This is a genomic window from Streptomyces sp. NPDC025833, assembly GCF_055558055.1.
Genome location: NZ_JBVHNF010000001.1, coordinates 365,314 through 377,218 on the forward strand (window position 1 = coordinate 365,314; position 11,905 = coordinate 377,218).

Consider the following 11,905-nt stretch of genomic DNA (forward strand, 5'->3'; position numbering starts at 1 on the left):
CGAAGCCGAAGCCCAGGCCCACCCCGCGGCCCGCCGCGACCCCGGTGAGCTACCCGGCGTACCACCCGCACACCGTCAGCCACCGCACGCACGGGCACACCACGCCCGTCACCTACGTCCTGCTGATCGCCGTTCCCGCGATCGTCGCCGTCGTGGCGCTGCGCCCGCGCTGACGCGCCCGTCCTCATCCCTGGAGGCTTCAGTTGTCGGATTGGCTTGTTCTCGTCCTCGCGATGCTGGGAGCCTGCTCCGTGGTGGTCGTCATCACTCTGGTGCGGCACCGGACGGCCGCCGAGGACGAGGATCCCAGCGAGACCCCGGACGTCATCGAGTACATGACGATGTGGATCGGCGTCATCTACGCGATCGTCCTGGGGCTGGCCATCGCGGGCGTGTGGGAGGCGCGGAGCACCGCCCAGGACCACGTGCAGGCCGAGGCCCAGGCGCTGCACGAGATCTCGGAGCGGGTGCGGGTCTACCCGCCGGACGTCCGCGACCGCGTCCGCGCGGACATCGACGGCTACGTCGGCTACGTCGTCCACACCGAGTGGCGGCGGATGGCGGAGGACGGCCAGGTCACCGACCGCGGCGCACAACTGCTGCAGAAGGTGCGGGCGGACGTCACCGACTACCGGCCGGGGAACGACTTCGAGGCGCAGGCCTACCAGCCGCTGCTGGACCAGCTCGCCGCCGCCGACCAGGCGCGCAACGCGCGCGCCGACTCCACCGGGGCCACCATGCCGCCGGTGGTCTGGTGGGGGCTGCTGACCGGCGCGCTGATCACCATCGGCATGGTGTTCGCCCTGCAGATCCGGCGCACCCGCCGGGAACTCGTCCTGGCCGGGCTGTTCTCGGCGACCATCGCCTTCATGCTGTTCCTGATCTGGGATCTCGACGCTCCCTTCGGCCGGGGCATCGCGGTCACGGCGGAGCCGTTCCTCGGCATGTTTCCGGGCGTCACCGGATAGCCCGCCGGACGGCGGTGGTCCGCCCGTCCCGTCGCTCCGTCCCGCCGCACGCCCGGCACGGCAGGACCTCGCCCCCGCTCCGCCGAGGAGGCGGGGCGGGGGCCTGTCGGCGTGCGGTGCCGGGAGCGGGGGCGGATCCGGTGGTCCCGGCGGGGACCTGGCGGGGGCTCAGGCGCGCTTCTCGTGCCGGCGGCGCAGCCAGAACACGCCCCCGCCGATCACCGCCGTGGCCACCAGCCCGCTGCCGATGGCCACGTCGGCGGGCGTGGCACCGCCGATCCTGCTCCCGCCGAGGCCGCCGGCCACGCCGCCGAGCACGGTGAAGGCGTCGCGGCGGGTCAGGGTGCGGCCGTCGCAGCGGACGGTGACGTCGTACCGGCCGCGGCGGACGGCTCGGTCGACGAAGGCGACGCCCCGCGAGGAGTCGTCGTGGAACGGTTCCAGACGGATGGTGCCGAACGCGTCCGAACTGGCCGTGCCCTCCCGGCAGCCGTTCACGATGATGGTGATGCGGCCCCCCGCGGAGACGACGTCGGGCGTGACGAAGATGTCGCGCGCGTCGGCGAAGTCGTCGCCGTGGTGCCCGAATTCGTTCCGCCCCTCGCCGTGGCCGCCCTCTCCCCCGCGGCCCTCGTCGCCGCGGCCCTCTCCCCCGCGGCCCTCTCCCCCGCGGCCCTCGTTCCCGCGGCCCTCTCCCCCGCGGCCCTCGTTCCCGCGGCCCTCATTGCCGTGGCCCTCATTGCCGCGCCCTTCGTTACCGCGGCCCTCGTTGCCCCGTCCCTCGTTGCCCCGTCCCTCGTTGCCCCGCCCCCCGTTGCCGTGCCCTTCGTTGCCCCGGCCCTCGCCCCCGCGGCCGTTGCCGAACCCCTCGTTGCCGCGGCCGTTGCCGTTGCCGTTGCCGTTGCCGTTGAAGTTGCCGTTGCCTCCGTTGAAGTTCCCGTTCCCGTTGCCGGGGACGCGGCCCCCTCCGTTGAGGACGCCGGTGCCGGGGAGCACCCCCACCCCGGTCCCGCTCAGGCCGCCGATGTTGCCGGTGCCGGGGACGACGACCGCACCGTTGTTGTCGGTGCCGCTCGGGCCGCCCCCGTTGCCCATGCCGTCCGCGACGGCCACGGGGGCGGCGAGCCCGAGGACGGCGAGCGTGGTGCACGCCGCCACCAGGGCACGTTGGTTGCGCATGTGATCCTCCGCGGGAGGTCACCGGGGCCCGTCCCCGGTGGATCGGCGAGGAAGCACCTCCCGGAACGACCCTCGGACGCGCGGAACACGCCCGCATGTCGAGAATGGTCCGTCCTGGTGAGCCGACACGCCGACGGAAAACCACACAATCCGATATTGCCGCAGGTCACGGACCGTCAGAAGCAATCTCGGAACGGCAACTCGGATGGCGCACGGAACGGTCGGCCGGGCCACCCGTTCGCCGATCACCCCGTCGCCCGCCGCCCGCGCGGGAATTAGCGTTTTCCCATGCGCGATGGACGTGGCGCGACCGCGTCGAAGAGGGGATGGCGAATGTCTGCGTCCAAGCTGTCCGAGCTTGCCGAAATGGAGGAACGGCGCAGGAGGCGCGCCCCGTGGGGCGTGATGGCGCTTGTTCTGCTGACCGGTCTGGCACTCATCCGCAACGGTTCGGGGGAGTTCGACACCGGCCCGCCGCAGCCCGCCTCGGCGGCGGCCCCGGACAGCCGTGCCGCCCTGGGTTCCTTCGCCCCCGCGCCCGCCTCGCTGCCGTTCGCCGCCGTGGACCGGGTCCGCATCCCCGCGATCCGCGTGGACGCGCCCGTCGTGCCGGTGGGTCTGGACCCGGACGGCTGGGTCGCCGCGCCGCCACCGGAGAACCCGGGCCTGGCGGGCTGGTTCACCGGCGCCGTCTCCCCGGGCGAGAAGGGCACGGCGGTCGTCGTCGGGCACGTCGACAACAAGCAGGGGCCCGCCGTGTTCTACGGCCTCGGGGCGCTGAAGAAGGGGAACCGGGTCGAGGTCCTGCGCCAGGACGGGCGGACCGCCGTCTTCGAGATCTACGGGGTCGAGGTCTTCGAGAAGAACAACTTCCCCGGCGACCGGGTGTACGGCTCGAAGGGCGCGCCGGAGCTGCGGGTCATCACCTGCGGTGGCGGCTTCTCCCAGCAGAACGGCTACGACGGGAACGTCGTCGTCTTCGCCCGCCTGACCGCGGTCGCCTGAGGCGGCCACGGTCCGGTGGACCGGGCGGGCGGCGGGGGCCGCCGCGGCCCGGTGGTCACACGCGCCGGCGCGGCACGGTGAGCCGGTACCCGGAGTCGAGCAGGTGGGGCAGCCATTCCCGGATCGCGCGGACGGTCTGCGTACGGTCGCCCCCGGCGTCGTGGGAGAGGACCACCACGCCGGGCGCGGCCCGGCCCTCCACGCGGTCGACGATGGTGCCCGTGCCCGGTTCCCTCCAGTCGGTGGTGTCCACCGTCCACGCCATCGGCTCCATGCCCATCTCGGCGCCCAGTTGGAACGCGGCCCGGTTCCAGGCGCCGTACGGGGCGCGGAACCACTGGGGGCGCTCGCCGTAGGCGTCCTCGACCGCGTCGCTGGTGCGTTCCATCTCGGAGCGGATCTCCACCCGCCGGAGCGTCGTCAGCAGCGGGTGCGTATAGGTGTGGTTGCCGACGACGTGGCCCTCGTCGGCCATCCGGGCCAGCAGTTCCCGGTTGTCGACGACGCACTCCCCGCACACGAAGAACATGGCCCGGACGTCGTACTGCGCGAGGGTGTCCAGGATGTGCGGGGTGTAGTCCGGGTGGGGGCCGTCGTCGAAGGTCAGCATCATGCGCCGGCCCGTCCCGGGGATCTCCGTGATCGGTTTCGCGCGCACCTTCAGCCTGCGGGGCGCGGTGCGCGGCGGGCCGTATCCGGTCAGGGGCTGCAACCGGAAGGCGGAGGGCTTGAGCGCCTGGCGTGCCTGCGGGCCGGGGACGGGGGGCACGGCGGTCCGGGCGGCCTCCTCGCCGCCGCCGGCCAGGACGACTCCGGCGGCGGTGCCCGCCGTCCCGAGGGCGGCCGCGCCCGCGAGGAGCAGCCTGCGCCGCGTGAACAACTGTTCCTTCTGCATGACTCATCAGTCGCCCCGCGGGACGCCGCCGCACCGCAACGCCACCGGTGCGGCGGCGGGAATGCACCCGGACGGCCGAGTGGGCGCCGGTGGCCGGCGCCGGTGCTCAGCGGCGGCGCACCAGCGGGAACGGCAGCGTCTCACGGATCGTCAGGCCGGTGAGGAACATGACGATCCGGTCGACGCCGAGTCCGAGGCCGCCGGTCGGGGGCATGGCGTAGGCGAGGGCCTGGAGGAAGTCCTCGTCCAGTTCCATGGCCTCCGGGTCCCCGCCCGCGGCCAGCAGCGACTGCTCGGTGAGCCGGCGGCGCTGCTCGACGGGGTCGGTCAGCTCCGAGTAGGCGGTGCCCAGTTCGGTGCCGAAGGCGACCAGGTCCCAGCGTTCGGCGAGCCGCGGGTCGGCGCGGTGCTGCCGGGTCAGCGGGGAGACGCCCAGGGGGAAGTCCTTGTAGAAGGTGGGCGGCCCGGTGCGGTGTTCGAGCAGCCGCTGGTACAGCTCGGGTGCGATGCGCAGGTACAGGTCGAGGTCGTAGGCGTTGCTGTGGGTGGTGAAGGGGCGCGCGTGGGCGCCGCCGTGGACCCGCTGGAGCATCGGCGTCTCGACCTCCAGGTAGCCGCGGTCCAGCAGGCCCTGGCGCAGGGCCTGCACGGCGGCGGAGCGCACCCGGATCACGGCGCGGGCGTCGGGCCGGGTGATCAGGTCCAGGTGACGGCGGCGGACCCTGGCCTCGGCGTCGGTGAGCCCGCGGTGCTTGTCGGGCAGGGGGTGCAGGCACTTGCCGGTGAGCTGCCAGGAGGTGACGAAGACGGTGGGTTCGCCCCGGTCGCTGAGCCCGGTGCGCCCGCCGGCGGTGATGTGGTCGCCGGCGTCGGCGGTGAAGCGGTCGAGTTCCGGGCCCGCGCGGTCGCGGGTGAGGGCGATCTGGTGGTCGCCGGACCAGTCGCGCAGCACCGCGAAGACGATGCCGCCGAAGTCGCGGACCAGCATGAGGCGTCCGGCGACGGTGACGTCCTCGTCCGGCGGCAGGCCGGCGAGGGCGTGGGTGGGCGCGGGGGTGCCCACGGGGTAGGGGTCGGTGCCCGTGGCGCGCAGCCGGTCGAGGGTGCGGTGCCGGACGCGGACCTGGTCGGTCAGGCCCGCGTCCGGGGCGGCGGGTCCGGCCCTGTCCCCTCCGGCGGGGCCGGGCACCGGCCGGGACGGCGCGGCCGCCGGGGCGGCGGGCCGCTGTCCCGTCTTCGGGTGCCCCTTTTCCCCAGAGTTTGCGCAGGGACGGTACGGGGACGAATCCCTCCGCGATGCCGGAGGCGAGCCCGATGCGGGCGAGGGAGGCGGTCTCGCCGTAGCAGAGGAAGCGGGGGTACCACTCGGGGCGGTACTTGGCGTTGGACCGGTACAGGGCCTCCAGTCGCCACCAGCGGGACAGGAACAGCAGCAGCCGGCGCCAGAGCCTGAGGACCGGTCCGGCCCCGATGCGGGCGCCCTCCTCGAAGACCGACCGGAAGACGGCGAAGTTCAGGGAGACGCGGCGCACGCCCAGCTTGGGCGCGGCGGCGCAGAGTTCGGCGACCATGAACTCCACCACGCCGTTGGGCGCGGTCCGGTCACGGCGCATCAGGTCCAGGGAGACGCCGTGGCGGCCCCAGGGGACGAAGGAGAGCAGCGCGAGCAGCCCGCCGCCCTCGCCGAGTGCCTCGACGAGCAGGCAGTCGCCGTCGGCCGGGTCGCCGAGCCGGTCCAGGGCCATGGAGAAGCCGCGCTCGGTCTCGCTGTCCCGCCAGGCGTCGGCCTTGCGGACCACCTCCTCCATCTCCCGTTCGGTGAGTCCGGCGTGCCAGCGGATGCGGCAGACCGCGCCGGTGCGGCGGACCCGGCGCACCGCCTGCCGGGTGACGCGCATGTCCCGGCCCTCCAGGTCGAACCACGCGACGTGCAGGATCGCCTCGTCGCCGAGTTGGAGGGCGCCGAGTCCGGCGCGGGCGTAGGCGCGGGCGCCGGACTCGGAGGCGCCCATCACGACGGGCGCCCAGGCGTGCCGGCGCGCCCGGTCGAGCCAGGCGCCGATGGCGTGCGGCCAGGCCTCCGGGTCGCCGACGGGGTCCCCGCCGGCCAGGCAGACGCCGGCCTCGACGCGGTAGGTGACGGCCGCCTTGCCGCTGGGCGAGAAGACGACGGCCTTGTCGCGCCGGGTGGCGAAGTAGCCGAGGGAGTCGCGCTCGCCGTACGCGCTCAGCAGGTCCCGGATGCGGGCCTCCTCGTCGCCGTGCAGGGCGGCCTCCAGGCGCTGGGACCGGAAGAGCGTGGTGGCGGCGTTGAGCAGGGCGAGCGCGCCGAACAGGCCGAGGAGGAAGGTGATCCGGCGCGGTGGCCGGCCGGCGAAGGCGCCCTCGGGGACGAGCCCGCCGCACACCCGGTCGGCGGCCCAGGCCAGGTGCTGCGCGGCCGGGAGCGTGCCGGGGAAGAGCTGGAGCAGCCCCCAGCCGACCACGATCCCGGCGGCCGCCCCGGCCAGCAGCACGGCGAGCGCCCGCCACACGGTGCCGCGCCGGGAGACGGCGTAGAACTCGCCGCGGGCCGCCACCAGCACGAGCAGCAGCAGTCCGCACAGCACCAGGGACGGCAGCGACTCGGCGTACAGGCCGACGGCCACGCCGAGCGCGTCGGCGAGGACGACGAGTCCGAGGTAGACGACGACCAGCCACCAGGCGATCTTCTTGCGGGCGGCGGTGGCGCCGGCCAGCAGGAACAGGAAGACGACGTAGGCGAGGTTGGCGCTGATGGGGACCAGCAGCAGGTCGAGGGCGCGGACGAGCGGGCGCAGCAGGCGGCGCAGCGGGGCGATGACCGCGAGCAGGGCGCACAGCAGGCCGAGTGCGGCGAAGAGGGTGGCGAAGGCCCCCGGGATCCGGCCGAGGCGCCCGCCGGGCGGGCGTCCCGGGCCGCCGTCACCGCTGCGGGCGGCCCGGTCCGCGGTGGCAGTCATGGTTCCGACTGTAGGAAGGGCGTGGACGTCCCGCGCGTCGAGCGGGCCCCGCGCATCGGCTGGAACAGTTCGTTCCGATAGCCTCTGGCCGTGACGGAACAGCACGAGCACCCCGCGCACACGTTCGAGCGGGGCACGGACGGTCCGAAGGTCATCGTCGTCGGCGTGGACGGCTCCGATTCCTCGCTGCGCGCCGCCGCGTACGCCGGTGGTCTGGCCCGGCGGCAGCGCGCGCTGCTGGCCGTGGTGTACGTGCAGCCGGTGCTGGCGGCCGGGGCGGCGCTCGGGGCGCCGGTGGCGGAGACGACCGACGAGATCGCCGGGGACCTGATCGCGCAGATCCGGGAGTCGGCCGAGCGGGTCAAGGGGATATTCGAGGTGCGCTGGGAGTTCCACACCTTCCGCGGCGATCCCTATGGTGGGCTGGTGAAGGCGGCGGACGAACTGAAGGCCGACGCGGTGGTGGTGGGCGCCTCGGAGCAGGCCGGTCACCGGCTCATCGGCTCGGTCGCGGTCCGGCTGGTCAAGGCCGGCCGGTGGCCGGTGACGGTCGTGCCGTAGGGCGCCGCGCCGGCGGCGTACGCCTGCCGGGGCGGTCCCGGGGCGTGCGTGCGGTCTTCTCCGCGCGGCGCCGCCGGGACATCATGATCCGCCGTCAGCCGCTGCCGTCGGTGAAGAGGTGAGGCATGGACAGGATCCGCCCGGGTGAAGGCATCCTCCGCCGCAAACCCATCGAGCACATCGAGGAGACCGAGGCCGGCGAGGGCGCCGGCCTGGAGAAGTCGCTGGGGCTGTGGCAGCTCACCGCGATCGGCGTGGGCGGGATCATCGGCGCGGGCATCTTCACGCTGGCCGGCACGGTGGCCAACGGCACCGCCGGGCCCGCGGTGCTGCTGTCCTTCCTGATCGCCGGTGTGGCGAGCGCCTGCGCGGCGCTGTCGTACGCCGAGTTCGCGGGCCTGATCCCGAAGGCGGGGTCGGCCTACACCTACGGCTACGCGGTGCTCGGCGAGTTCGCGGGCTGGTTCATCGGCTGGGACCTGCTGCTGGAGTACACGGCGATCGTGGCCGTGGTGGCCATCGGCATCTCCGGCTACTTCAGCTTCCTGGTCGAGGAGATGGGCGCGGGCCTGCCGCGCTGGATGCTGGGGGCGCCCGGCACCGGCGCCGGGCACCGGGTCGACCTGTTCGCGGTGCTGCTGTGCCTGCTGATCGCCTGGCTGCTGAACCTGGGCATCCGCAGCGCGGCCCGCTTCGAGACGTTCGTGGTGGCCCTGAAGGTGCTGGTGGTGCTGCTGGTGATCGGGGTGGGCGTGTTCCACATCGACACCGGGAACTACCACCCGTTCTTCCCGTTCGGGATCAGCGGGGCGTTCACGGGCGCGGCGACCGTGTTCTTCGCGGTGTTCGGCTACGACGCGATGTCGACCGCGGCCGAGGAGTCGAAGGACGCCCGGCGGCACATGCCGAAGGCGATCATCTACTCGCTGGTCATCTCCATGGTGCTGTACGTGGCGGCCTGCCTGGTGCTGACGGGCATGCAGAACTACCGGCACATCGACCCGGAGAGCGGTTTCTCCACGGCGTTCAAGTCGGTGGGGCTGGGCGCGCTGGCCGACGTGATCGCGGTGGGCGCGATCATCGGCATCCTCACCGTGATGTTCACCTTCATGCTGGGCGTGACCCGGGTGTGGTTCTCGATGTCCCGGGACGGGCTGCTGCCCCGGTGGTTCGCGAAGACGCACCCGACGCGGCACGTGCCGACCCGGGTGACCTGGATCGTCGGCGGGGCGTCCGCGGCCATCGCCGGTTTCGTGCCGATCGGCGAGGCGGCCGAGCTGACCAACATCGGCATCCTGCTGGCGTTCGTCGTGGTGTGCGTGGCGGTGATCGTGCTGCGCTACCGGCAGCCGGACCTGCCGCGCGGTTTCCGGACGCCGTGGATGCCGGTCGTGCCCGCGCTGGGTGTCGTCTTCTCGATCTGGCTGATCACCTTCCTCCAGTGGCAGACCTGGGTGCGGTTCGCGGTCTGGTTCGCCATCGGCTGCGTGATCTACTTCGGCTACTCCTACCGGCGTTCGGTGCTCGCCACCCGGGGCGCGCCGGGCGGTCGCGGCGCGGGCTGATCCGGCCGCTCACCCGGCCATGACCAGCCCGTCCTGCGCGGCTCCGCGGCTGAGGACCACGTCCCTGACGCGGTCGCGCACCTGCTGGAGGCCGGTGTCCCGGGCGGCGGCCCGGCCGAGGTCGACGACCCGCCCGGCGACGGGGTCGTAGAGCTGCGGGCGGAACTCGGCCCGGGTGACCCGCCAGGGGCCGCCCGGCCGGGCCGGCGGGGCGAAGGTGAAACGGGCGAGGGTGGACTCGTTGCCGCGCGGGTCCCCGGCGCCCTCGCCGTCGTACGTACCGCCGGCGATCTGGTCGCCCGTCCCGTAGACCACCCAGGTCCCGTTGACCTTCTCGTACGCCTGCGGGACGTGGGTGCGGGTGCCGAGGATCAGGTCGACGTCGGGGCGGCCGTTCGCGGCCGACGCCGTCAGGCGCTGGGCGAGGGTCTGCTGGAGCCGGTCGGGCTCCTCCTGCCACTCGGTGCCCCAGTCCAGGGAGACCACGACCACGTCGGCGCCGCCCCGCCGCGCGGCACGGGCGTCGGCGACGATCCGGTCGGCGTCGATCACGCCGACCGCCCAGGGCTGTCCGGCCGGCGGGGGGAAGCCGGTGCCGGAGGTGTACGACAGGTGGGCGACCCGGGCCCCGCCCGCCCGGAGCAGGCCGACCGAGCGGGCCTCGGCCTCGCCGCGGGCGGTCCCGGTGTGCCGCAGCCCGGCCCTGTCCATCGCGTCGAGGGTGCGTGCGATGCCGGCGGCGCCGTCGTCCAGGGCGTGGGCCGAGGCCGTGGCGCAGCTGTCGTAGCCGGTCGCGGCGAGGGCCTCGGCGATCTGCGGCGGGGACTTGAAGACGGGGTGGCCGGTGTAGTCGCCCTCTGCGCCGTAGACGGTCCCCATGTGGCAGAGCGCCAGGTCGGCGCGGGAGACGTCGGGCCGGACGCCGGAGAGCATGGGCCGGAAGTCGTGGCCGGTGCGGCCGGCGTCGTGGGCGGCCCGCTCGATGACGGAGGTGTGCGGCAGGACGGCCCCGGAGGCGACGAGGGTGAAGCCGCCGTCGCCGCCGGCCGGCGGGGCCGGCTGTCCGCGGGTGCCGGATTCCTGGTGCTGGTTCTGGCAGGCGGCCCCGGCCGCGAGGACGGCGGTCAGGACCAGGGCCACCTGCTGTCTGCGTCCGAACATCAACTCACCCCAGGGTTGTCGTATATACAGACGAAGCCGTGACGGGCATATGGGTATGAAGCTGATGTGCCGGATAAACGACCCGGGTGGCGTCCTTAGCCCGTCCGGCGGCCCGGCGCGCCGCCCGTACGGCCGTGCGCCGCCGCCGTCGGCGGTGCGCCGCCCTGATCGGCCGTCCGCCGCCGTGATCGACCGTTCGCCGCTCCGATCGACCGTCCGGCGCACGGCCGGGTCCGCGCCCTGTCCGCCGCCCGCGGCCCACGCTGGCATACGGCCATGACGGCCGGAACCTCACGCACCACAGGGACCACGACCGCCGGGCACGAGCTGGCCGCGCTCCAGCGCGAGCACGGCGGCTTCCTCTTCGCGGTGCTGCTCAGGCTCTGCGACGGGGACCGCCAGCGCGCCGAGGACCTCGTCCAGGAGACCCTGGTGCGCGCCTGGCGGCACCCCGAGGCCCTGCACGCCGACGGCTTCGACTCGGTACGGCCCTGGCTGCTCACCGTGGCCCGGCGGCTCGCGATCGACGCCCGGCGGGCCCGGCGCGCGCGGCCGCCCGAGAGCGGCGACGAGGTCCCGGAGGACGCGCGGGTGACCGCCGACCACGCCGAGCGGGCCGCCGCGGTGCTCGACGTCCGGGAGGCTGTGAAGACACTCACTCCCGAGCACCGTGACGTCCTGCTACTGGTGTACTTCCGCGGGGCCAGTGTGGCGGAGGCCGCGCGGGCCCTGGGGGTCCCGCCCGGTACCGTGAAGTCCCGCGCGTACTACGCGCTGCGCGCCCTGCGCCGGGTCCTTCCGGGTTATGCGGCCGACCTGCGGTGAAACCGGAAGCCTGGTCAAACCTCGGTAAAGCGCCTTGCTGTGGCCCCCGTTCGGGCAATGGGCTGTCCTCATCCGCGTTCCGGGCGCCGGGGACTGACCCCCGGCGGACCCGGGCGACGCGCACGCACCGGAGGAAGGGCAGGAAGGGATGCCGCACAGAGGTCAAGAGAGCACGGACGGCACCGGCGGCGCCGGCCAGGCCGTACCGATGGCCTGGTTCTACGCCGAGTACATCGCCGACGAGCTGCTGCGCACCGGCGATCTGATGCCGCCGACGTCCTTCGAGTTCCGGGCGGGCCGGGACGCGCTGGCACTGACCGTCTTCCTGTCCGACAGCGACGGGGAGCTGTCCGGCATCCGGGTGGTCTCCCAGCTGGAGAACTGGCTGGCGCTGACCGCCTACGACCAGCCGTGGCAGGACTGGGTGCGGGCGTGCATGGCCGAGCTGACCGGCCGGGCGGCCGGTGCCGGCGGCCCCGGCCCGGACCTGCGGCTGGCCGCGGACGCCTGGCGCTGGCTGGAGGAGACCGAACTGCTCGCGCCGGACCTGGACGCGGTGCCGGGGGGCGGCCCGGTGCCCGGGGAGGACGACGGGCCGAAGGTGTGGACGCCGGCCTGGCGGCTCGGGCTGCCCCTCGGGCACCTCGCGATCCACCTCTTCTGAAGCGGCCGGAGCACCCACCGGCTCGGGACGCGGGCGGCCGCGCGGCCGGGGCGCCGCCGGGTCGGTCCTGACGGCCGGGGCGCCGCCCGGTGGGCCACCGC

Annotated in this window: 10 protein-coding genes and 1 pseudogene; 7 read left to right on the top strand and 4 right to left on the bottom strand. The window is 74.3% G+C overall.

What is annotated here, in order from left to right; genetic code table 11:
* Positions 1-44 precede the first annotated feature (44 nt).
* Positions 45-173, top strand: coding sequence for a hypothetical protein (locus tag ACZ4K2_RS01585; RefSeq protein ID WP_467472558.1), 129 nt, complete (start codon positions 45-47; stop codon positions 171-173).
* A 30-nt stretch (positions 174-203) separates the two neighbouring features.
* Entirely contained in the window at positions 204-968 is a 765-nt protein-coding gene (locus ACZ4K2_RS01590; protein ID WP_467472555.1) for a bestrophin-like domain, read from the top strand.
* A gap of 168 nt (positions 969-1,136) precedes the next feature.
* Here the strand turns inward: ACZ4K2_RS01590 and ACZ4K2_RS01595 are convergent, their stop codons facing one another.
* Positions 1,137-2,147: a hypothetical protein gene (locus ACZ4K2_RS01595; RefSeq protein ID WP_467472552.1), complete on the bottom strand. Its 1,011-nt coding sequence runs from the start codon at positions 2,145-2,147 to the stop codon at positions 1,137-1,139.
* 333 nt (positions 2,148-2,480) lie between these two features.
* Here ACZ4K2_RS01595 and ACZ4K2_RS01600 point away from each other — a divergent pair, with 333 nt between their 5' ends.
* On the top strand, positions 2,481-3,152 hold the full coding sequence (locus ACZ4K2_RS01600; protein ID WP_467472549.1) for a class F sortase: 672 nt from the start codon (positions 2,481-2,483) through the stop codon (positions 3,150-3,152).
* A gap of 55 nt (positions 3,153-3,207) precedes the next feature.
* Here ACZ4K2_RS01600 and ACZ4K2_RS01605 read toward each other — a convergent pair whose 3' ends face one another.
* Together ACZ4K2_RS01605 and lysX are read right to left on the bottom strand one after the other, a co-directional pair.
* Positions 3,208-4,047 (bottom strand): polysaccharide deacetylase family protein, encoded by an 840-nt coding sequence (locus ACZ4K2_RS01605; RefSeq protein WP_467472547.1) that lies wholly within the window; start codon positions 4,045-4,047, stop codon positions 3,208-3,210.
* A 106-nt stretch (positions 4,048-4,153) separates the two neighbouring features.
* Positions 4,154-7,028: pseudogene (gene lysX, locus ACZ4K2_RS01610) on the bottom strand (bifunctional lysylphosphatidylglycerol synthetase/lysine--tRNA ligase LysX).
* Positions 7,029-7,118: 90 nt separating this feature from the next.
* On the opposite strand from lysX, the gene ACZ4K2_RS01615 reads away from it, so the two are divergent.
* Positions 7,119-7,589, top strand: coding sequence for a universal stress protein (locus tag ACZ4K2_RS01615; RefSeq protein WP_467472545.1), 471 nt, complete (start codon positions 7,119-7,121; stop codon positions 7,587-7,589).
* A gap of 125 nt (positions 7,590-7,714) precedes the next feature.
* A complete protein-coding gene (locus ACZ4K2_RS01620) occupies positions 7,715-9,154 on the top strand; it encodes an amino acid permease (RefSeq protein WP_467472542.1) in 1,440 nt (479 codons plus the stop codon).
* 9 nt (positions 9,155-9,163) lie between these two features.
* Here ACZ4K2_RS01620 and ACZ4K2_RS01625 read toward each other — a convergent pair whose 3' ends face one another.
* Entirely contained in the window at positions 9,164-10,315 is a 1,152-nt protein-coding gene (locus ACZ4K2_RS01625) for a CapA family protein (RefSeq protein ID WP_467472540.1), read from the bottom strand.
* Positions 10,316-10,591: 276 nt separating this feature from the next.
* Between ACZ4K2_RS01625 and ACZ4K2_RS01630 the strand changes: the two genes are divergently transcribed.
* Complete coding sequence (locus ACZ4K2_RS01630) at positions 10,592-11,140, top strand: sigma-70 family RNA polymerase sigma factor (RefSeq protein WP_467472538.1); 549 nt, start codon at positions 10,592-10,594, stop codon at positions 11,138-11,140.
* Positions 11,141-11,288: 148 nt separating this feature from the next.
* Positions 11,289-11,804: a hypothetical protein gene (locus ACZ4K2_RS01635; protein ID WP_467472536.1), complete on the top strand. Its 516-nt coding sequence runs from the start codon at positions 11,289-11,291 to the stop codon at positions 11,802-11,804.
* Positions 11,805-11,905: the final 101 nt, after the last annotated feature.

Bases quoted from the DNA above. Each gene is read 5' to 3' on its own strand.
- ACZ4K2_RS01630 (WP_467472538.1), top strand. From the start codon at position 10,592: ATGACGGCCGGAACCTCACGCACCACAGGGACCACGACCGCCGGGCAC.
- ACZ4K2_RS01625 (WP_467472540.1), bottom strand. From the start codon at position 10,315: ATGTTCGGACGCAGACAGCAGGTGGCCCTGGTCCTGACCGCCGTCCTC.
- ACZ4K2_RS01605 (WP_467472547.1), bottom strand. From the start codon at position 4,047: ATGCAGAAGGAACAGTTGTTCACGCGGCGCAGGCTGCTCCTCGCGGGC.
- ACZ4K2_RS01620 (WP_467472542.1), top strand. From the start codon at position 7,715: ATGGACAGGATCCGCCCGGGTGAAGGCATCCTCCGCCGCAAACCCATC.
- ACZ4K2_RS01635 (WP_467472536.1), top strand. From the start codon at position 11,289: ATGCCGCACAGAGGTCAAGAGAGCACGGACGGCACCGGCGGCGCCGGC.
- ACZ4K2_RS01595 (WP_467472552.1), bottom strand. From the start codon at position 2,147: ATGCGCAACCAACGTGCCCTGGTGGCGGCGTGCACCACGCTCGCCGTC.
- ACZ4K2_RS01600 (WP_467472549.1), top strand. From the start codon at position 2,481: ATGTCTGCGTCCAAGCTGTCCGAGCTTGCCGAAATGGAGGAACGGCGC.